Raw genomic sequence first — 21856 nt, 5'->3', positions numbered from 1 at the left:
TTTAAACACAAAATTGAGTTTCGGAATTATTGCACAAAATTTTAATCGGACTTGTTTGGCGGAAAAAATAAATTTCGACAAAAATCATAAACTGAAACTGTAAATTTTGACTTGGATTTCTGACTCGGACGTGCCACTGTTATGCGTCGGCACTAAACATAACAATGCATAACGCCCAATGCTCAATTTTTCCTTATCGGAAAAATCGCCCGGGCGGGAAATAAGGTATTTTTTATGTAATTTAGTCTTTGCATTACGCATCGTGCGTTATACAAGACCGTTGTGTGCAATATCACCAAACAATTTCTTAAATGACAAAAAGTGAACAATTGGCAAGCCGACTTCGAGAAGTAATATTAAACGGAACTTGGATTGCGAATACGAATTTTAAAAGCCAATTAGAAAGTTTGGATTGGAAAATTGCAATCAAAAAGCACCAATCACTAAATACAATTTCGGACTTGGCGCAACATATCCATTATTATATTGACGGAATAAAAAACGCGATTATTAATGGAAAACTTGAAATTAGCGATAGATATAGTTTTGACTTTCCTCCTATTAAGTCCCAAACCGAATGGAAAGAATTTCAAAATAAATTTTATAGCGATACGGAAAAACTTGCTGAATTAATAGAAAAACTGACTGACGAACAACTTGATAAAAATTTCGTTGATGAAAAGTATGGAAATTATTTGAGAAACATCGACGGAATGATAGAACATAGTTATTATCATTTAGGACAAATTGCATTGATTAAAAAAATTATTAGCGAATAAAAAATACTGCACACAACACTGGCTATAATTCAGCGTGGCTTATGAACTATTTTGAAAAATATATTAATTTAACCAAGCTGATTTCTCTGCGGACAAATCCTGCGGATTTATCCACGCCGAAACCATAGCCAAACACGTTATGTTCAATGCCTCCGAATTGAATTCTTGCGAATTAATTCGGAGGCATTTAATTTGGGCGTATTTGCAAATTATGACTGGAAATTAACGCAGCCCAATTGACAATAAAACAAGCTGAATAAAATGCAGCGGACTTGCATCGGACAGTACCAATCGGTTATTTAAACACAAAATTGAGTTTCGGAATTATTGCACAAAATTTTAATCGGACTTGTTTGGCGGAAAAAATAAATTTCGACAAAAATCATAAACTGAAACTGTAAATTTTGACTTGGATTTCTGACTCGGACGTGCCACTGTTATGCGTCGGCACTAAACATAACAATGCATAACGCCCAATGCTCAATTTTTCCTTATCGGAAAAATCGCCCGGGCGGGAAATAAGGTATTTTTTATGTAATTTAGTCTTTGCATTACGCATCGTGCGTTATACAAGACCGTTATGTTCAATGCCTCCGAATTGAATTCTTGCGAATTAATTCGGAGGCATTTAATTTGGGCGTATTTGCGAATTATGACTGGAAATTAACGCAGCCCAATTGACAAAAAAACAAGCTGAATAAAATGCAGCGGACTTGCATCGGACAGTACCAATCGGTTATTTAAACACAAAATTGAGTTTCGGAATTATTGCACAAAATTTTAATCGGACTTGTTTGGCGGAAAAAATAAATTTCGACAAAAATCATAAACTGAAACTGTAAATTTTGACTTGGATTTCTGACTCGGACGTGCCACTGTTATGCGTCGGCACTAAACATAACAATGCATAACGCCCAATGCTCAATTTTTCCTTATCGGAAAAATCGCCCGGGCGGGAAATAAGGTATTTTTTATGTAATTTAGTCTTTGCATTACGCATCGTGCGTTATACAAGACCGTTACCTGTAATTGCTCCGACGAAATATCCAGACAAATAATCTGACTAAAAAAGACGTCTATTCGGAAAAATTCAAGCGGAAGAATTGACGGTTGACTTTTTGCTCAAAAGCGGAAAAACCCAAAATGCGGACTTAATTCGGAACCGAACAATTTTAACGGATTTGCCCACTTAAACGGACTCGAATCGATTTTTGACAAACTGCGCGGAATATAACGCCGACTTGATTGCGGATAATCCGATCGTGCCACTGTTGTGTGTCGCAAAAACAGGTAACAACGCATAACGCCCAATGCTCAATTTTTCCTTATCGGAAAAATCGCCCGGGCGGGAAATAAGGTATTTTTTATGTAATTTAGTCAGTGCATCACGCATCGTGCGTTATACAAATCCGTTGCCATTCATTTTGAGACGAACAACAGAACATTAAATGAAACAGAAATCGAAAAAGATAATTGCTAAAGAAATATTGATTTTATCTTCTATTATTGTTATTTGTCTAATAACTTATGGAATCCTTCACTTATGGAAAAATCATAAGCAAGAAACATTTGAAAATTTAAAAAAACAAGAAATATCTCTTTCAAATAAAATTAGAGAAAAAGAAAATAAATTTGATGCTGATTATGGAATTATTGTAAAAAACCCAAATGTTGAACTACGAAAATTGTATGAAAAAATCAACCAAAAATATGATGTTGGGACTTTCGATGAATATATCACCAAAATGTATAAGTCTGACAAAAGAGAAATATTGTATCAAGGAGTAAAAAAAGACTACGATTTAGGAACGTTTGAGGAATTTGAAGAGAATTTAGGATTTAACAATGTTTACGAAACCCCAAATGGCTCAAAAGTCAAAGCAACGGAATTAATGGATAAATATGGTAAACGATTTGATACTTTGCTTGACCAAAAATATTTGACACCAATAAAACATCAGAATATAATTCAATTAAAAGATAGTCAATTAACCTCAAATAAGAAATCTGATTTTGAACAAATTGAGCAAATAAAAAACGAGAGAATTGATATAGCCGATAAAATTAAGAATAGTAACCATTCGATAGACATTAATAATCTTTTTTACTCGATAATAATAGGATTATTGATATTAGCTTATCCATTTCGATTGTTCATAATCGGAATAAAATGGGCATTAAAAAACGTTCGGAACTGAAAAAACGAAATGGCAACACAGTGTATAATTAATGGCTGGTTCTCGCCTACTTACGAAAATCCACGCGGATTTTCTATTCAGTTTTTATTTGCTAATTTAGGTGCTTAAACACGCCACTAATCATACACAAACACGTTAGCAGTTATTTGAACCAACCTATGTCAGAAAAAAAATACCCTATTGAATATACGAATGAGGAAATTATCGAAAAGATAAATTCTCAATCAAAGTATTTAATGAAAAAAGATTTGACACCAGCTGCTGCAGCGAAATATTCTGGACGAATTACTATCGGATTAACAGAATTACAAAACCGAAAACAAAACGAACTCAATAATCTGATTGGTGGACTTAATAAAGAAATAAATTTATTAAGTAAGATAACAACCCACTTTTCTGATAAACAATTAACTTCACTTGGAGGACTTGACAGCTCTTTAGAAACTTTAAATTCTGAAGTTTCATCGTTAACTGGTAGTTCCCAACAACAAGAATTTAGACTTGATTTTCTCGGAGAACTTATACACAAGCTTAACGAAGAAATAGTGTTGTTTAGAACAGCATCTGAACGCAATGCCATTTCGGCAACTAAAAACACAAGAATTTCAATTGGACTTGTAATATTTTCAACATTAATTTCTGGAATTGCTTTATTTTTCGCCCTGAAAGATTATGAAGGAGATAAAGTTTGGGAACAAAATCAAATAAATGCGTTGATGGAATTGAATGAAAGTATAAAATCATTACAGAAAAGTAATCTGGCTAAATCGAAAAGTCAAGACAGTCTACTAATTGAATTGAAAAAAATAAAAACATCAGAATAAAAACAACTGCTAACACCGTATAACAACAATTGCGGCTTTGTGTCCTGCGGACACAACCGCGCAAGCATAAAAGTCAGTAATTTTAGCTATCTTAGTTTTTAAACAATCCGCAACTGATTGTTATACAAAACCGTTGGGCGTAATTTGAAAAACGAAAATCCGAATGATAAAACACCATAATTTTTTTAAAGTTCACTTGCCTAAAAAAGAATATAAAGGCAAAGACGAAAATGAACTTGCCGAAATTCTTATGGAAGAGTTTTATCTGTTTTCAGAGGGAAAATGGACAAAAGATTACGAACCGAAAAATCCTAAAACCGACAAATTTGAAATAAGTTTATATCCTTCTATTATTTACGCTGGAAACAAACTAAACTACTCAGAAAATGAGAAGTTTCAAATGATAAACGATTTTTTAGACAGCTCATTCGTTGACTATTTAGAAAGATTTAATCCTTTATATAAATGCACAAGTTTTATTGAATACCATCTTTACTATTTCAAAGGAAACAAAACGGAATTTTACAAACACATTAAATACCAAATTTTATCTGTAGTCAAAAAACGAAAGGAATCAAAAAAGAAAGACTTTGACTATGAAAGTTTGGAACAAATATTAATCGATTGGGTAAATGAGAAAATGAAAGTTAAGGAAGAAAAAAAGAGCATCCTAAATGCGGAAAACGTAATTATAAATAAAAAGAGTAAAATCAAAAATCAATCGATTGGAAATGAAAAAGAGCCTAAAGAATCGAATTGGAATAAAGCTAACGTAATAATAGCTTTGATAGTCGGAATTGCAACAATAATCGGAATCGTATGGGGAATAATGAATTAAAAAAACTACGCCCAACACTGTATAAAATTAATTGCTAGTTTTAGCCAGTTTACGAAAGTCCTCGCGGACTTTCTATCTGTGATTTATTTGCTAACTTTAGTGCTTAAATCACGCAACTAATCTTATACAAACACGTTGCCAGTAATACGTGAAAATCCGTTTTCATATTGAAAATCATTCATAAATTTGGAGATTGTTACCTTTTTAGGTAACTTTGTTCTGAATTTAACGACTAATCAATTGAGCGAATTTAAAAGAGAAATAGGATTTTACGAAAACCACTTTAAAGATTTCTATTTAAAACAGTCGCTCGTTGTTCGTAAGAAAATTGACTGGACACTTTTACTTTTGAGAAATACTCGAATTGTTCCAGAAAAGTTTTTAAAAAACCTTACGAATACTGACGGACTTTGGGAAGTGCGAATTTCAGCAGGAAATGGAATATTCCGAATTTTTTGCTTTTTCGACAAAGGGAATTTAATAATTCTATTGAGTGGATTTCAAAAGAAAACACAAAAAACACCCAAGAAAGAAATTAAAAAAGCGGAACGATTAAAAAAGGAATATTATGAAAACAGATAAAAGAATTACATCCTTTGATGACCATTTGGACGAACAGTACGGAAAAATCGGAACTGAATCTCGTGATGAATTTCAAGAAGAATTTGAAACATTTAAAATTGGAGTTTTAATTCAAGAGGCGAGAAAAAAACAACATTTGACCCAACAACAACTTGCCGAAAAAGTTGGAACGACTAAAAACTATATTTCTCGAATCGAGAATAACGCAAGTGATATTCGACTTTCGACTTTAATGCGAATTATTCGAGAAGGATTAGGCGGAAGTCTGAAATTATCAATGGATATTTAACAACTGAATAATAAGTACTACTGGCAACAATGGCTATAAGTAATTGCTTGTTCTCGCCTACTTCTGAAAATCCTCGCGGATTTTCAGTTTGGTGTGTACTTGCAAAAATAATCGCAAAACCACGCAACTACTCATAGCCGAGACCGTTACCTGTAATTGCTCCGACGAAATTTCCAGACAAATAATCTGACTAAAAAAGACGTCTATTCAGAAAAATTCAAGCGGATGAATTGACGGTTGACTTTTTGCTCAAAAGCGGAAAAACCCAAAACGCGGACTTAATTCGGAACCGAACAATTTTGACAGATTTGCCCACTCAAACCGAATCGAATCGATTTTTGACAAACTGCGTGGAATATTACGCCGACTTGATTGCGGAAAAGCCGATCGTGCCACTGTTGTGTGTCGCAAAAACAGGTAACAACGCATAACGCCCAATGCTCAATTTTTCCTTATCGGAAAAATCGCCCGGGCGGGAAATAAGGTATTTTTTATGTAATTTAGTCAGTGCATCACGCATCGTGCGTTATACAAAACAGTTGCCAACAATACGAAAAATGAAAATCGGAACTAAAATATTAATCCTTTTCTTGACTTTAAATTTTCTTTCTTGCAAAGGAATTGCTCAAGAAACAGAAACTAAAAAACCGATAACTGAAATTGATTTTTCGGACAAGGAAAAAAGTTCTATTCCGAAACCAATTGGAATTATAAATGATTACGGACAAATTTTTACGGAATCTGAACGAACTGAACTATCAAAAATTCTTTATGATTACGATATTGAAACGACAAGACAAATTGTGGTGGTTACAATTGACAGCATAAAACCTTATAACGACATCCAAAAATACGCAACGGATTTAGGACAAACTTGGGGAGTTGGAACTGCCGAAAAAAATAACGGATTGACAATTGTTGTGTGTAATCCTTGCAGACAAATCGGAATTGCAACAGGAACTGGAACCGAATTGATTTTGACTGATGAAATTTGTAAAAAAGTAATTGAAGAAAAAATAATACCTGAATTTAAAAACGGAGAATTTTATAGCGGAATTAAAAAAGGTGTGATAGAATTAATAGAAAAGTGGAAATAAGTACTGTTGGCAACAAAGAACTGAGGTAAAAAACAACATATTTCTTCATTAATTTTTGACATTATTATTCTAGGCTTACAGATTGAAAGATGGATCTATAAGCTGTTTTTTTATTTAGATTTTGGTTATTTTTCTGCAAGTACTGAAACAAAATCGGCATCATATGGTAGGCCTGATTTTGCGATAGCAAAACACTGTTTCAAAAGTTTATTAGCAACCGCAATAAGCGCGAGCTTTTTACTCTTCCCTTTATTTACGATGCGCTGATAAAGCGCTTGGCACGCCCTGTTGTACTTACAGGCATTGAAGGCGCATAGAAATAATAGATTGCGGAGTTTCTTATTGCCAACCTTACTAATTCTGCTACGACCACGTACACTACTTCCAGATTCCCTAGTGGTAGGTGTGATGCCCACATAACTGCAAAGCTGCGCCCCCGTTTCAAATTTGGAAAAGCCATCGGTTACCACAATTAAAAACAAAGCTGTCTTGGCTCCAATGCCAGGAACAGTCTGCAAAAGCGTTAGCTGGTGTTGCTGCTCTTGCCTCACCAATTCAAGCAGGCGTTCTTCTATTCCAGCAAGCTCTTTGTCCAAGTGTTTTTTATCGCGCTTTAATGAACGATACACGAACTTTGACGGGATGCCCAAGGTTTCCTCACCGTGCATTTTATTTTTAGTAGCGGTACGTTTTTTAAGGTAACTGTCCATCAAACGAAACAGTTGCAAGCACTCGGCCTGTACATCTGTAAAGGCATTGTAAAGTGGAACGTCATTGGCGAGGGAATACTCGCAAATGGCTTTTGCATCACTCTTGTCGGTCTTTACCTTGGCAAGCTTCATCTGTATAAAACGTTTTACAGATAAAGGATTTACAACAGACACCGCCACATTGTTTTTGTAAAGAAACTGTGCAAGCCTATAATGATAGTAACCCGTTGCTTCCATAGCTACAATTGAATTATTAGAAAGTATCTTCAAAAAAGATTTAAATCCTTTTTCATCATTATTGAACTGGTTGTGGCCACTGGTACTACCGAATACATCAAAGACATTCTTACTGATGTCAACTCCGAAAGTTTCCTTATATTTATTCATAGGAACTGATTTTATGAAAGAACCAGCTACTTGGGTCACAACAACTTGAAAACGAGGTCTAGGCCTCACAGAACTGAACGTGATTTAAGTAGTAAAAGAGCGGGGATTATCAATGTTGTCGAAGTCTAAAGCTTCACCGTATATAGTAACCTTACTCCGCTCTTTTGTTCTTTCTGATTAATACTTAAAATTAACTTATTTAGTGAAAATCAAACTTAAGCCGTATATAATTTATTGCTAGTTCTAGCCTACTTACGAAAATCCTCGCGGACTTTCTATTTGGTGTTTGTTTGCTAAATTTAGTGCTTGCATACGCCATAAATCATATGCAAAACCGTTGGGTGTAATTTGAGGATAAATCTACAAATTTAATTATTTTACCAAAAATTGGTATATTTGATTAAAATTAAAACGGAATGAAAAATACATCAATATCGCTCGGAAATTATTTTGACCAGTTTGTACAAACTCAGGTTTCTGCTGGACGTTACAAAAATGTAAGTGAAGTAATCAGAGCTGGACTTCGTTTATTGGAAAATGAAGAAAGTAAAGTTATTGCGTTAAAAAATGCTATTCAAGAAGGAATAGATAGCGGAATTGCTCACGATTTCGACCCTAAAAAAAATCTTGAGGAATTAAAAGCTAAACGCAGACAGAATGGCTAAATATGAATTGACCAATAAGGCTGTAGCTGACTTAAATGGAATTTGGGAATATACAGTTGAAAATTGGTCTGAAAATCAAGCCGACAGATATTACGATATGCTTCTGGATATTTGCCAAGACATTGCTGACAATCCAGAAATTGGAAAAAATTATGAAGGAATTAAATCAGACCTTTTCGGACTAAAAGCAAATCGACACGTAATATTCTATCGCAAATCAGAAGTGAATCCAATCGAAATCACGAGAATTTTACACGAACGAATGGATTTGAAAAGGAGAATAACCGAATAATAAAAACTACACACAACAATAGCTATAAGTAATTGCTTGTTCTCTCCTACTTCTGAAAATCCTCGCGGATTTTCAGTTTGGTGTGTACTTGCAAAGACAAGTGCCAGACCACTCAACTAATTATAAATAGAGACTAACCAAACCGTTGTGTAATGTAAAATCACATCGATAAAATCTACAGGCAACCTTTTATTCAAATTTTTCGTCTATGTAAATAGAACCGAAAATTAAACTTAAAATGAATAAGTCAACCAAAGTCCTAATAACTATCCTAATATCATTCGGACTGTATTTTATTTTTGATGATATTTTATTCAAAGACATTAGAAGATGGTTTTTTGACCTCACCAATCAACTAGGAACAAGTCATATTATTTCATACTTAATTACTGGTGTTCCTTTATTTATAGGAACTCTACTTATTGGAAAAAAAACGGACTTTTTTCAAAATTTAGGACTCGACAAGTCAATAATCAAAGGGTTTCTTTTTGCCCTGGTCTGCACCTTGCCAATGTATATTGGATTTAGTATATTATTTGAATTCAATGCAAATATCAAGATAAATACAATTTTAATTGGAGTTGTTGCTGCTGGCTTTTTCGAAGAACTGTACTACAGAGGATTCTTATTCGGATTACCTTTTAGAAAAACGAAACTAGGATTTATACTTTCCATATTCTTCGGAGCTCTATACTTTGGCCTTTTGCATCTATACCAAAGTACTGAATTTAACGAGTTATTGGGTATATTTCTGATTACATTTTTGGGAGGCATCTTATTTGCTTGGGTGTATGCAGAATGGAATTTTAACATCTGGGTTCCCGTTTTTCTGCATATGCTAATGAATTTGGCGTGGGAATTATTCTCTGTGAGCGACAATGCACTCGGAGGGTTTTACGCAAATGTATTCAGATTCGTGACTATTGGACTGGTTATTATCCTAACTGTACTTTACAAAAAAAGAAATGGAATTGACTTGACTGTAAACAAGAAAGCGCTTTTAATTCAAAAATAAATACAGTCTAACAATAACGGAAAAAGCACCAAACACAACAGAGCATAAAATCAATTGCTTCAACACGCAACGAAATCATACACAAAACCGCTACATGTAATTGCTCAAACAATATTTCCAAACAAATAATCTAACTTAAAAAAGTCGTCCATTCGGAAAAATTCAAGTGGAAGAATTGACGGCTGACTTTTTTTTTAAATCGAATCAATTCACCGCGAGGACTTAATTTGGAACTGTACAATTTTGATGGATTTGTACACCTTTAAACTTCTAGGCGCATTTAGGATTCTATGCCATATTTACCGAATTCTTTCAAAATACGCAAAACTGTCACCTTTGTATATTTTAAAATTCCATACTTCAAAATAGCCCTTAGCCACTATCATTAGTACGTTAACAAAGGGGTTTGCTTCACATTTCAGAATTAATTCATATTTCTGGCTCCATTGCATAGTACTTGCACCTAATAACACTTAACAATAAAACAAATTATGAAAGTACTAGTTATTGGCGCAGGAAATATGGGATTGACGTATGCCGAAGGAATGGCAAAATCGCCACTATTAAATCGTAGAAATTTAATGATTTACGATGTTTCAGCAGAAAAAATTTCAAGTTTAGAAAAAATTTCACACTTCGATGTGTTTGATAATTTAGAGGATTGTCTCCCTCAGGCCGATATTGTTTTTATAGTGGTAAAACCATACCACAGTGACGAGTTATTTGTAAAAATGAAGCAGATGGTCAATCCAGACCAAGTGTTTATTTCATTAATGGCAGGCGTTACTATAGAAACAATTCAAAATAGCTTAAATGCCAAAAAGGTAATTCGCGCTATGCCCAATTTACCCGCAAAAGTTGGTTTGGGAGTAACCTCTTTTACCGAATCTAAAGACGTTACCCGCGTAGAGCTATTAATGGTGCGCAATCTATTAGATACAACGGGTGAAGCCATTCACGTAGAAAACGAAAATTTTATAAATGCCTCTACAGGTATTTCTGGAAGTGGCCCAGCCTATGTGTTCTACTTTATGCAATCTATGATGGAAGCCGCTCTAAAAATGGGCTTCTCTCAAAACGATTCAAAAATATTGGTTACTCAAACTTTTGAGGGGGCTGTAAAACTATTTACCGAAGCTAATATTTCGCCAAACCGTTGGATGGAAATGGTAGCATCTAAAGGCGGTACAACGCGAGCTGCACTAGATTCTATGGAAGATAATAATGTAAACGAATTAATAAAAGAAGCCGCCTACGCAGCTTTTAACAGAGCAACAGAATTAGGAAAATAAAAATAGAAAATAAAGAATTATGAATGAAAAACGAGTGGTTATAAAAGTAGGAACCAACGTTATGACTAATAAAGACAATCGCATTGTCGGTCCAATTTTAGACGAATTGGTAAGACAAATTGCAGCCTTGTACGAAGATGGCTATGCCCCGGTTTTAGTATCCTCCGGCTCTGCTATTGCAGGAATGGAAGTACTTGGAGAGTGCTTGGCAAAAGACGATGCAACCAGAAGGCAGATCTATTCGTCCGTAGGACAGCCCCGAATGATGCGGCACTACTATAGCCTCTTCCACAATCACGGCATGCGTTGTGCACAAATTCTGGCAACAAAACGCGATTTTACCCCTGGAAAACATCGTGAAAATATGATTAATTGTTACGAAGGTTTACTTGCCGAAGGTATAGTGCCAATTGCAAATGAAGACGATGCCGTGTCCTTAACAATGTCTATGTTTAGCGATAATGACGAATTGGCAAGCTTGGTGGCAGAACTTATTGATGCCGATGCCTTGGTAATTTTAACCGATACCGATGGGCTTTATACCGGGCATCCCGATGACGAAGATTCAAAAAGACTCAGCAATGTTCATCACGAAGAAGCTGTAGAACATTTTGTTCAAGCTTCAAATAAGGGTGAAGGTGAAGGACGCGGCGGCATGAAATCTAAATTAAAAATTGCCAAACAAACGGCTAAGAAAAATATTCCAACGTATATCGCCAACGGAAAACAGAAAAATGTAATTGTAGATATTTTGGACGGAAAAAAAATTGGAACAAAATTCTACGCATAAATAATAATTTAAATTGAAGAGAGATATTATGAAATTGATAAACAAAAATTTAAAAAACAACGTATTAGATTCTATGATAAATATAATAGGGCAAAATCGCGCTGCCCTTTTAGAAGCTAATAAAAAAGATTTAAAAAATTTTAAAAAAGACGATCAAGCATTATACGATAGATTAGTAGTTAATGATTCCAAAATAGACGGAATGATTCAGGCTATCTCCGAAGTCCGCCAACAAGATGATCCGGTAAATCAGGAAATCTCAAATACCACCTTGGACAACGGTCTTAACATTGTTAATAAAACCGCACCATTTGGTACGATAATGATAATCTACGAATCCAGACCCGATGTAACTATTGAAGCTGCCGTACTCGCATTCAAGGCAAACAATAAAATTCTACTTAAAGGTGGAAAAGAAGCCTATTACAGCAATAAAATTTTAGTAAAATTCTGGCACCAAGCTTTGCAGGAAAACAATCTTAAAACAGATTGGATCAGAATGCTGGAACTAAATCGCGATGAAACACAGGCATTTTTAAAAAATCCTGATGAATCAATCGATTTAATTGTTCCGCGTGGTGGTGAAAGATTAATTCAATTTGTAAAGGAAAATGCCAGCTGTGCCGTATTAATAAGCGGTCGCGGAAACAACTTTTTATATGTAGCCGAAGATGCCGATTGGAAAAAAACACTCGAAGTAATTATTAATGCGAAGACCGATAAAATTTCGGGCTGTAACGCTTTAGATAAAGTTTTAGTTGATAAAAACATTACAAATTACGAGTCCAAGCTTAAGGAATTAAAACAAGTGCTCGAAAGCTTAAAGGTTGATATTCTTGTAGATTCTAAAGTTAAAGAAACACTTACTTCTTCGGAATTAATACAAAATGAAGACACTTGGTTTGAAGAGTTTTTAGCCATGAAGATTGCAATTGGCGCGGCAGGCAATATGGATGAAGCTATTTCAAAAATAAATAAGTACAGTGGCGGACACTCCACCGTAATTCTCACCGAAAGCCCAGAAAAAGCTGCACAATTTATGGAAAATATAGATAGTGCTGCTGTTTACCACAATGCCTCTACCCGCTTTACAGACGGCGGCCAAATGGGCGTTGGCGCAGAACTGGCCATTAGTACAGATAAATTGCACCATCGCGGGCCGTTGGGCCTAAAGCAATTGGTTACCAATAAATATTACGTATATGGCGATGGGCACGTTCGCGTTTAATGTTGTAGTAATTTCAAAATAAAAAACGCCTTCTTCAAATTTTTGGAAGAAGGCGTTTTTTTATTTCAATATTTAAATAATAGTACACGCAACCTTTTTAAAATTCACAGACTATAGGGAAACAACTAAAATAATCTTCACAATGAAAAATTTTTGGCTTCTGCTTATTCTCGCAATTATCTGTTTTAGTGGCTGTGAAACAGAATCACTCGGAAAAGCAGATCCGTCGAAGGTAATTCAAGTAGATTCTGAACTTTATAATTTAATTGAAAAAGCCGCTGGTAACGATTTTAAAAACGAAATAACCTGTATAGATTTTAACTACGCCTTCACTCTAGTAATTTATAATGAAGAAATGGATATAATTGGTTACCAAGTTATAAAAAGCGATCTTGAATTTAGCGAGTTTTTAACCACGCTGGAAGAAAGCCAATCAATAAGTCTCAGTTATCCAATTACAAGTGTTTTAGAGAGCGGCGAATCGTATGTAATCAATAACAACGAAGAGTTAAAAGAAGCAATAGATCGATGTATAGAGGCAGATACCGTTACCACTTGCAACAACATTCTTACAGAAACCACTTGCATTTGGCACATTACTCACCTTGAGGGACCCAATAGTCATTATGACGGAGCGTATTTTCAAGTGTGCGCCACTGGCAATGTGGGTTTAAATTATAAAGACAATGCATACGGAGGAACTTGGGTTACCTATTTTATTGAAGACGAATTACATTTAAACATTTTTTTAATTGGCCATCAGACCGTAAGCGACCACTGGAATTTTGATTGGAAAGTGGTGCGTTTTGACGAAACGCAAATGGAAATTACAAACGGTATTGACCGTTTTTTACTCACCAAAGAATGCGCTGAACCTTGCAAGCAATTTCTTTTTGAGGAATGCGAAATACGACCAGATTCCCAAACAGCTGTTTTTGATTTAGAAAGCTATTTTGACTGTTTCTTTCCTTTAACGCAAATTGAAGATCCTTCAACAGTAAAAATACACTATTTTGAAACCTATGAAAATATGATGACCAGCACCAACCCTATTCAAAATTTACTTTATATAAATTCCATCAACCCACAAGTTATTTATATTAGATTTGACGATGTAAATACAGGAGAGATGGTTGCATTTTTACCAATAATTTTAAAAGTGATTAACTGTTAAAACTTACAAATTATGAAAACATACTACTTTAATACCTTAATGTTTTTAGCATCTTTTTTTATTCTTTCTTGCAGTAGTAATGACGACACTCCAGAAGAAACTTTAATCTTTGAGATAGGGCAGGAATATCAAGGTGGAATAATCTTTTACCTAGACGATACCTCCGAACACGGACTTATAGCGTATCCCAACGACCTAGCAGATGCGCCGTGGGGTTGTTTTCATCAACCCGACCCCGTACCTCCAACCGTTCCAATTGCTCAAAATGACGGCATAGGGTTTGGTTTGCAAAATACACTTGCTATATTGGAGTACTGCGATGAGCTAGACATTGCCGCAAGACTAGCCTATGATTTAAGTGGAAATGATTACGATGATTGGTATTTACCTTCCATCGATGAATTAGCTTTAATCTATGAACACAGAGATTTAATTGGCGGCTTTCCAGATTTAAATAATATACCAGATGAAGACGGCTTTTATGTCTATGCAAGTTCTTCTGAAGGTTGGGGTACCAATGATGGAGATGGCGGATTTTTATATTTAAACTATCAAGTATACGATTTTTCGAACACCCCGGTATTTCCAGATAATCGAAATCTATTCACAAGTAAAGGTAGTGATGCCAAAGTGAGGCCAATAAGATCATTTTAAAATACAAAGAACTATTTGAAAATAGAAGAATTAATAAAACTGTGTAGTAAAAACGACCGGACGGCTCAAAATGAACTATTCCGGAAGTATAAGGATACTCTTTTCTTTATTTCGCTGAAATATTGCAGAAACGAAGTAGATGCCGAAGATAATCTGCACGATGCTTTTATTACCATTTTTAAAAAGATAAAAACGTATAAAGGCAAAGGCTCCTTTGAAGGTTGGATGAAACGGATAACCATTTATAAAGCAATTGATAAGTACAAAGTCAATAAGCCAGTTAATATCGAAATAAACGACGATTTACTCGAAGATACAGTTGAAACCGAAGAAGGGTTAAATATTTCCTTAAACGAAATTCTTCAACTTGTTCAAAATCTACCCGATCAATACCGGCTTGTATTTAATTTGTACCAAATGGATGGATTTTTACATAAAGAAATTGCTTCATTATTAAATATTTCAGAAGGCACATCAAAATCTAATTACCATCGTGCAAAGCTAATTTTACGCGAAAAACTAATTGCAATTAATCAATCTCTTAATCCAAAAGCCCACTAAAAAATGACAAAAAAGAACGACATAGGAACGCTTTTTGAAAACAAGCTGAAGGAAGGAGAGCAATCGCCAAACAGCAATCTGTGGAAAAAAATAGATACTTCGTTAGAAAAAGAAGAACGCAAAAAGAAAAAACTACTCTTCTATTGGACTATGAGCCTCGGAATTTTTAGTTTAATAGGTTTCTGGATACTATTTGGAAATTCATTTACTACCCCGATGCCGCCAATTAATCCGAGCACACAAAGCGTAAAAACTGAAATAAACAATAATCAAGACTTTAAAAACGAAGAGTCTTCTTCAAAGATAAATGTAGATTCTACAGGACTTGAATTAACAAAGACCAAAAAGATGCTTGAGGTAAATACTGTTGAAAAAGATTCAATTGAGCAAGTAGAAATTTCAAGGAAAATTTCAGAAAATTCACCAATTCCAGCTTCAAAAAAGAATACTATTGATGAAACTTTTCAGGTTTCAAAAAAATATTACTACTACAACAGTAGCGATGGAAAGCAAATAGTAACCGAAAATAAAAACGAAATAGATAGTTTGGCAACACGGTTTAAAAAAGAAATTGATTCTACAAACCTCAATAAGAAAGACACTTTAAACTAAAAAAGAAGGCAAACTGTAGTTTAGAAAGGTTCTGTATTAAATTAATTGTAAAATTTTTGTAACCTTTTTCTAACTTGTTACGTATAACCTAACACACAAGTTTAAACCTTAATCTACAGGACAAACCTTAAATGAGACAACTTAAAATTACAAAGCAGGTTACCAACAGGGAAACTGCTTCTTTAGACAAGTATCTTCAAGAAATTGGTAAAGTTGACTTAATCACCGCAGACGAAGAAGTTGAATTGGCACAGCGTATTAAAGCTGGTGACCACAGAGCTTTGGAAAAATTAACCAAAGCTAATTTACGCTTCGTTGTATCGGTGGCAAAGCAATACCAAAATCAAGGACTAACACTGCCGGACCTTATAAACGAGGGCAATCTGGGCCTAATTAAAGCCGCACAACGTTTTGATGAAACACGTGGTTTTAAATTTATTTCGTACGCTGTTTGGTGGATTCGTCAATCTATTTTGCAAGCTTTGGCCGAACAATCGCGTATTGTGCGTTTACCATTGAACAAAATTGGAAGCATCAACAAGATAAATAAAATGTACGCTTATCTTGAACAAGCTAATGAGCGCCCACCTTCTGCCGAAGAAATTGCGAAGGAGTTGGATATGACTATCAATGACGTAAAGGAATCCATGAAAAACTCGGGCCGTCACGTATCCATGGATGCACCACTTGTAGAAGGAGAGGACAGTAATTTGTACGATGTATTGCGAAGTGGTGAAAGTCCAAACCCAGATCGTACGCTATTACACGAATCGCTACGTACAGAAATTGAACGTGCTTTGGAAACCCTAACACCACGGGAAGCCGATGTAATTCGTTTATACTTCGGGCTTGGCGATCAGCACCCAATGACTTTAGAAGAAATAGGCGAAACCTTTGATCTTACCCGAGAACGCGTTAGACAGATTAAGGAGAAGGCAATCCGCAGATTAAAGCATACTTCGCGAAGTAAAATATTGATGACCTATTTGGGATAGTTTCAACTACGCTCAGCTAACATGTTGAGCGGAGCCTATTTAAAATATATTCCCATAAAGATAACTTACAGTATGAGTTTCCTGCTAAAACAGGAACGAAACTGTTCGTTTTTTGATTGATGAATGACCTCCGGCTGATTACCGGAGGTTTTTTTCTATCTTTGCACCCGTATGGACCACACCATTTGTTATATAAGTAAGCAGGAAGAATCATTGACCACTAGAATGCTCAAACAATTGTTTCAGTTCGTTGTAAAGACCAATCCCACATTAAATATTTCTGGTGTACTGCTGCATAACAATAATTTTTTTCTTCAAGTATTAGAAGGCGACAAAACCACCATACAGAATTTATTTGCAGATATTCGAAAAGATAAAAGGCACCAAAACATATTATTAATCTTGAACCAAAAAATTGAAAATCGCATTTTTAATCATTACGAAGCAACCTTTAGTGTTTTAAAGTCTAAGGAAGATATTGAACGGTTAAATACCTATCTCTCTAACGAAAACTTTAAAGACAAATATTCAAAAAATATTAAAACCCTTATTGAACCTTTTTTACTTTAAGTGCTAATGAAAAATACAATAATAGCCCCATCTATTCTGGCCGCAGATTTTGCAAATCTACAACGCGATATAGAAATGATTAACAACAGTGAGGCGGATTGGTTTCACCTCGATGTAATGGACGGTGTTTTTGTACCCAACATTTCCTTCGGAATGCCTGTAATAAAAAGTATTGCCCAGCACGCCAAAAAACCGCTGGATGTACATTTAATGATAATAGATCCAGACAGATACATAAAAACGTTTGCAGATTTGGGAGCAAATGTGCTTTCCGTTCATTTTGAAGCTTGCACACACCTTCACCGCACTCTTCAAGGCATAAAGGCGGAAGGAATGCAAGCTGGAGTTGCCATTAATCCCCACACCAACGTTTCACTTTTAGAAGACACCATCAATGATATTGATTTGGTCTGCATGATGAGTGTAAACCCAGGTTTTGGTGGACAAAGTTTTATTGAGAATACCTATAAAAAGGTAAAGCAGCTCCGAAAAATTATTGAGGCAAATGGCGCTTCAACCAAAATTGAAATAGATGGCGGCGTAACAAATAAAAACGCCAAACAGCTCGTAGATGCTGGAGCCGATGTTTTGGTGGCGGGCAGTTATGTATTTAGTGCGAGCAATCCAACCCAGACTATTTCAGATTTAGTGAAACTTACGAGTTAAATTTTATTTTGCACAATACAAACCTTAAAACATAAGAGGTTTTGCATTTTTTTTGATAAATTTATACATATTGGGGTAGGGTATTCCCAATTCCATTTGTTATATCTAAAATGCGAAATCATGAAGATAACCTTACTTTCGAGTCTAGTTCTGTTTTTAATAAGTTCACAATTCTATGCACAGGATCCAAACTGGACGTATATAAGGCGCGATAATACTGGTATTGGTAGCCTCGAGCACACAACAATTGCCGGAGATGCTTTCAACAATATTTGGACAGGAGGTTATTCTTCTTCTGCCAATGAAGGCAGTTTGGTACGTATTAAAACTAGCGACACAATCTATACCAATTGGGCGACCTATAATGAAAATTATCTTCCCAACGGATTTATCTTTGATGTGGATTTTGACAGTACCGGAATAATTTGGGTTGCAACAGAACTTGGTATTGTTACTTCGGAAGATGGTCTTGTTTGGCAACTCTACGACACCTCTAACACACCTATTTTAGCCAATGTAACCCCATCATTAGCAATAGACAATAATGATGGCATTTGGGCAGTTATTTCAGATAACAATCCATCGCAGGCGGGAATAGCACATTTTGATGGCACTACTTGGCAATTTTTCACAAGTGCTAATTCTAACTTTCCCAATGTAAATGAAATAAAGGATATTCAGATAGATGCCAATAATACTAAATGGATAGCTACAGATATCGGGTTAGTACAATACGATGGTACAGATTGGACACATTATACAACTACAAACAGTGGCCTTTCTGAAGATAATATCTTAGAAATTTCTATAGATAACCAAGACAGAATCTGGTCGTTGGTAGGAAACGCAATCGATATTTTTGATGGCACAACCTGGACTCAAGTAAACCAAAACGACTGGCCAATCTCAAACTTTTATGGATATTCCATGGATATTCGGGAAGACAAAGTTCTCTTAGCGGGCAGCAATACTACAATTGTTTATTTTGACGGCACAGAATGGTTTTCAGAATATACAAGCTTTTCTATGTACGATTGTTATATAGATACTGAAAATAATTATTGGGTTTCGGGTTCAGGCAAAGTAGCAAAATTTGACGGAACTGATTATACAAAATATACCCAATACAACACAGGGCTTCCGGATAATTTCAACAACGATATTTTTATAGACAGCCAAGGACGCAAGTGGTTCGCCAATGGTAGCGGTGGCATTCAAGTTTTTGACTGCCCAAATTGGGAAGTTTATGGCCCCAACAACGAAGGCCTCTACCCCAACCCCCAACCGCTTTATCAAACTACTATTGGCAGTTCAATTTCAGAAGATGCAGACGGCGATATTTGGTTTACTTTTGATGGTACTTCAGGTTATGCCATTCAAATACCAGATGGAAACTACCAAGATTATGCTTCTTGGGTTATTTGGGACAATACCAATAGTTATCCCGGTCTGCAATTTCCGGAAGAGATAGAAGCCACTAACGATGGAAAAGTATTTATAAGAGGCAGCCAATACAATACGGCTATGTACGACAAAAGCAACAATACCTGGACTCAATGGGGCTATAATAACGGCCTAACGGGTCCGCCCAGATGTCTTTCTGCCCATGGAAATGCAATGTACATTGGCAATTATGAAGGAATTGATATCTATGAAAATGGCATCTGGACCACCATGGACCTCACCGCCCAAAACATCACAAATGTATTCGACATAAAATTTGACAGCAATAATACTATGTGGCTTGCCACGGAGGAGGGATTATGGAGATACGACGGTAGTACTTGGACTAATTGGAACGAAACAAACAGCAACATAGCCGCAAATCATGTTACCGCTATAGACATTGATGCGAACGATACTATCTACCTAAGCGCCCACAATACATACATTTGGCCTTATTACGGCGGCATATCTTATTTTAATGGCACAGGCAATACTTTTACAACTTTTTTAGACGGAAGCTCACCTTTGGCACATAAACAAGTTGAAGATATAGCGGTAGATAGTTTCGGTAATATTTGGGCATTGACCCAAAGCGAAGGTTTCAGTATTTATAATCCCAACGGCATTGACGGTTTTGAATGCATAGATCACACGCTGGAACGAATACTTAGCGTTTCAGACAATAATCAAGATTATTCATTAACGGCATATAACCATCCAAATCCCTTTTCCACAACTACTACAATTGAATATATTTCCGAAGATTTAGGCCCTATCACAATTAACATATACGATATCTTGGGGAGAAAGGTTACAACCATTCCCCACGAAAGCACGCAAATAGGCAAGAATTCCATAACAATAGATTTATCCCATCAAAGCAGTGGCTTGTATTTTTGCAAATTATCATCAGACACAAAAAGCAAAACCATAAAGTTGGTAAAAAACTAAACTGCAAACTTCAATTGGCATAACCGATTCTTTTTTATTTAAATTTGCCTTAAAAGCAAAAGTTTGAATTCTACAAAAGACGTTCTAATTATTGGCGCGGGCCCTATTGGTATTGCGTGCGCGCTAGAATGCAAAAAAAGCAACTTAAATTATGTAGTGGTTGAAAAGGGAACGCTCACCAATTCATTGTACAACTATCCGCTTAATATGACGTTTTTTTCCACTTCAGAAAAACTGGAAATTGATGGTATCCCTTTTATAAGTAATAACCCCAAGCCAACCCGAAACGAGGCTTTAGAATATTATCGGCGTGTTGCAACTTCAAATGAATTAAATATTAATTTATACGAAGAAATTATTTCGGTTGAAAAGGTTGAAAGCAGTTTTGAAATTACTTCAAATAAAAAAACTTACAGTGCAAAAAACATAATTGTAAGTACTGGATTTTACGACATTCCAAAAATGCTCAACGTACCTGGCGAAAACTTACCAAAAGTAACCCATTATTACAAAGAAGCGCATCCGTTTGTAATGCAAAAGATAATTGTTGTTGGTGCGAGCAACTCTTCGGTTGATGCGGCTTTGGAAATATGGCGTAAAGGGGGCGACGTAACCATGGTGGTTAGAGGTTCTAAAATAGGTGATCGCGTTAAATACTGGGTAAAGCCCGATATTGAAAATAGAATTGAAGAAGGCAGCATTATGGCGTACTTTAATTCTGAAATTACTGAAATAACTCAAGATTCCGTAAAAATTAAAACTCCAAAAGGGTTAGTAACGCTCGAAAACAATTTTGTTGTGGCACTTACTGGTTATAAACCCAATTTCGACTTTCTAAAAACTCTCGGCATTACCCTTAGCGAAGACGCAAACAAATTTCCTACCTACAATACCGAAACTATGGAAAGTAACGTAAAAGGGCTGTATTTAGCAGGTGTTATTTGTGGGGGTATGGAAACGCACAAATGGTTTATTGAAAATTCTAGAATACACGCCCCGATGATTATTCAACACATTGTGAAAAATAAAGTTTCTTAAACTTATATCTTCCTATCAGTTAAAATACGGGTCCCAACCAACAAAATTATTTCAAATTAAGAGATAGTAGTTCTGCGCAAATTGCCTTGGTGCTACGATAACACAAGCTTCAGATAAGTAATATAGAGTAGTAACAACCAATTAATTTTTTATGGCCCAATAAAAAAATCCCCGGCATATGGCCGAGGATTTTTCTATAATTG

24 protein-coding genes are annotated in these 21856 nt (G+C 35.4%); 22 read left to right on the top strand and 2 right to left on the bottom strand.

Features of this window, described 5'->3' with window-relative positions:
* Positions 1 to 311 precede the first annotated feature (311 nt).
* The 6 genes from QCQ61_RS07275 (at position 312) to QCQ61_RS07250 (ending at position 5510) form a co-directional block, all read left to right on the top strand.
* On the top strand, positions 312 to 779 hold the full coding sequence (locus QCQ61_RS07275; RefSeq protein WP_279450114.1) for a DinB family protein: 468 nt from the start codon (positions 312 to 314) through the stop codon (positions 777 to 779).
* Between the two features lie 1448 nt (positions 780 to 2227).
* Positions 2228 to 2977 carry a hypothetical protein gene (locus tag QCQ61_RS07270; protein ID WP_279450113.1) on the top strand — a complete coding sequence of 250 codons (750 nt, stop codon included), beginning with the start codon at positions 2228 to 2230 and terminating at the stop codon, positions 2975 to 2977.
* A 158-nt stretch (positions 2978 to 3135) separates the two neighbouring features.
* Positions 3136 to 3801, top strand: coding sequence for a hypothetical protein (locus QCQ61_RS07265; RefSeq protein WP_279450112.1), 666 nt, complete (start codon positions 3136 to 3138; stop codon positions 3799 to 3801).
* 163 nt (positions 3802 to 3964) lie between these two features.
* A complete protein-coding gene (locus QCQ61_RS07260) occupies positions 3965 to 4639 on the top strand; it encodes a hypothetical protein (RefSeq protein ID WP_279450111.1) in 675 nt (224 codons plus the stop codon).
* Positions 4640 to 4879: 240 nt separating this feature from the next.
* Positions 4880 to 5221 carry a type II toxin-antitoxin system RelE/ParE family toxin gene (locus QCQ61_RS07255; protein ID WP_279450110.1) on the top strand — a complete coding sequence of 114 codons (342 nt, stop codon included), beginning with the start codon at positions 4880 to 4882 and terminating at the stop codon, positions 5219 to 5221.
* A complete protein-coding gene (locus QCQ61_RS07250) occupies positions 5208 to 5510 on the top strand; it encodes a helix-turn-helix domain-containing protein (RefSeq protein WP_179005741.1) in 303 nt (100 codons plus the stop codon). The genes QCQ61_RS07255 and QCQ61_RS07250 overlap by 14 nt, the downstream gene beginning before the upstream one ends.
* Positions 5511 to 5868: 358 nt before the next feature.
* Here QCQ61_RS07250 and QCQ61_RS07245 read toward each other — a convergent pair whose 3' ends face one another.
* Positions 5869 to 6030 (bottom strand): hypothetical protein, encoded by a 162-nt coding sequence (locus tag QCQ61_RS07245; protein ID WP_279450108.1) that lies wholly within the window; start codon positions 6028 to 6030, stop codon positions 5869 to 5871.
* A gap of 37 nt (positions 6031 to 6067) precedes the next feature.
* Here QCQ61_RS07245 and QCQ61_RS07240 point away from each other — a divergent pair, with 37 nt between their 5' ends.
* Positions 6068 to 6607, top strand: coding sequence for a TPM domain-containing protein (locus QCQ61_RS07240; RefSeq protein ID WP_279450107.1), 540 nt, complete (start codon positions 6068 to 6070; stop codon positions 6605 to 6607).
* A 125-nt stretch (positions 6608 to 6732) separates the two neighbouring features.
* Here QCQ61_RS07240 and QCQ61_RS07235 read toward each other — a convergent pair whose 3' ends face one another.
* On the bottom strand, positions 6733 to 7704 hold the full coding sequence (locus tag QCQ61_RS07235) for an IS110 family RNA-guided transposase (RefSeq protein ID WP_279450106.1): 972 nt from the start codon (positions 7702 to 7704) through the stop codon (positions 6733 to 6735).
* A gap of 416 nt (positions 7705 to 8120) precedes the next feature.
* Between QCQ61_RS07235 and QCQ61_RS07230 the strand changes: the two genes are divergently transcribed.
* The 15 genes from QCQ61_RS07230 (at position 8121) to QCQ61_RS07160 (ending at position 21653) form a co-directional block, all read left to right on the top strand.
* Positions 8121 to 8369 carry a type II toxin-antitoxin system ParD family antitoxin gene (locus QCQ61_RS07230; protein WP_279450105.1) on the top strand — a complete coding sequence of 83 codons (249 nt, stop codon included), beginning with the start codon at positions 8121 to 8123 and terminating at the stop codon, positions 8367 to 8369.
* A complete protein-coding gene (locus tag QCQ61_RS07225; protein ID WP_279450104.1) occupies positions 8362 to 8661 on the top strand; it encodes a type II toxin-antitoxin system RelE/ParE family toxin in 300 nt (99 codons plus the stop codon). Before QCQ61_RS07230 ends, QCQ61_RS07225 begins: the two co-directional genes overlap by 8 nt.
* A 238-nt stretch (positions 8662 to 8899) precedes the next feature.
* A complete protein-coding gene (locus QCQ61_RS07220; protein ID WP_279450103.1) occupies positions 8900 to 9676 on the top strand; it encodes a CPBP family intramembrane glutamic endopeptidase in 777 nt (258 codons plus the stop codon).
* 491 nt (positions 9677 to 10167) lie between these two features.
* Entirely contained in the window at positions 10168 to 10968 is an 801-nt protein-coding gene (gene proC, locus QCQ61_RS07215) for a pyrroline-5-carboxylate reductase (RefSeq protein ID WP_279450102.1), read from the top strand.
* 19 nt (positions 10969 to 10987) lie between these two features.
* On the top strand, positions 10988 to 11758 hold the full coding sequence (proB, locus tag QCQ61_RS07210) for a glutamate 5-kinase (protein WP_279450101.1): 771 nt from the start codon (positions 10988 to 10990) through the stop codon (positions 11756 to 11758).
* Between the two features lie 28 nt (positions 11759 to 11786).
* On the top strand, positions 11787 to 12986 hold the full coding sequence (locus QCQ61_RS07205; protein WP_279450100.1) for a glutamate-5-semialdehyde dehydrogenase: 1200 nt from the start codon (positions 11787 to 11789) through the stop codon (positions 12984 to 12986).
* A 142-nt stretch (positions 12987 to 13128) separates the two neighbouring features.
* Positions 13129 to 14160, top strand: coding sequence for a hypothetical protein (locus tag QCQ61_RS07200; protein ID WP_279450099.1), 1032 nt, complete (start codon positions 13129 to 13131; stop codon positions 14158 to 14160).
* Positions 14161 to 14172: 12 nt separating this feature from the next.
* A complete protein-coding gene (locus QCQ61_RS07195) occupies positions 14173 to 14814 on the top strand; it encodes an Lcl C-terminal domain-containing protein (RefSeq protein ID WP_279450098.1) in 642 nt (213 codons plus the stop codon).
* A gap of 15 nt (positions 14815 to 14829) precedes the next feature.
* Positions 14830 to 15375 (top strand): RNA polymerase sigma factor, encoded by a 546-nt coding sequence (locus QCQ61_RS07190; protein WP_279450097.1) that lies wholly within the window; start codon positions 14830 to 14832, stop codon positions 15373 to 15375.
* Between the two features lie 3 nt (positions 15376 to 15378).
* Complete coding sequence (locus tag QCQ61_RS07185; protein ID WP_279450096.1) at positions 15379 to 15987, top strand: hypothetical protein; 609 nt, start codon at positions 15379 to 15381, stop codon at positions 15985 to 15987.
* A gap of 131 nt (positions 15988 to 16118) precedes the next feature.
* Positions 16119 to 16982 (top strand): sigma-70 family RNA polymerase sigma factor, encoded by an 864-nt coding sequence (locus tag QCQ61_RS07180; protein ID WP_279450095.1) that lies wholly within the window; start codon positions 16119 to 16121, stop codon positions 16980 to 16982.
* 171 nt (positions 16983 to 17153) lie between these two features.
* Positions 17154 to 17552: a BLUF domain-containing protein gene (locus tag QCQ61_RS07175; RefSeq protein ID WP_279450094.1), complete on the top strand. Its 399-nt coding sequence runs from the start codon at positions 17154 to 17156 to the stop codon at positions 17550 to 17552.
* A 6-nt stretch (positions 17553 to 17558) separates the two neighbouring features.
* Positions 17559 to 18218: a ribulose-phosphate 3-epimerase gene (rpe, locus tag QCQ61_RS07170; RefSeq protein ID WP_279450093.1), complete on the top strand. Its 660-nt coding sequence runs from the start codon at positions 17559 to 17561 to the stop codon at positions 18216 to 18218.
* 120 nt (positions 18219 to 18338) lie between these two features.
* Positions 18339 to 20615, top strand: a complete 2277-nt coding sequence (locus QCQ61_RS07165) for a T9SS type A sorting domain-containing protein (protein WP_279450092.1) — start codon at positions 18339 to 18341, stop codon at positions 20613 to 20615.
* 63 nt (positions 20616 to 20678) lie between these two features.
* Entirely contained in the window at positions 20679 to 21653 is a 975-nt protein-coding gene (locus QCQ61_RS07160) for a YpdA family putative bacillithiol disulfide reductase (RefSeq protein ID WP_279450091.1), read from the top strand.
* The last annotated feature ends 203 nt before the right edge of the window (positions 21654 to 21856 follow it).

The organism is Aequorivita marisscotiae (assembly GCF_029814825.1).
Lineage (GTDB): Bacteria > Bacteroidota > Bacteroidia > Flavobacteriales > Flavobacteriaceae > Aequorivita > Aequorivita marisscotiae.
This window is presented reverse-complemented; position numbering and strand designations above follow the sequence as displayed.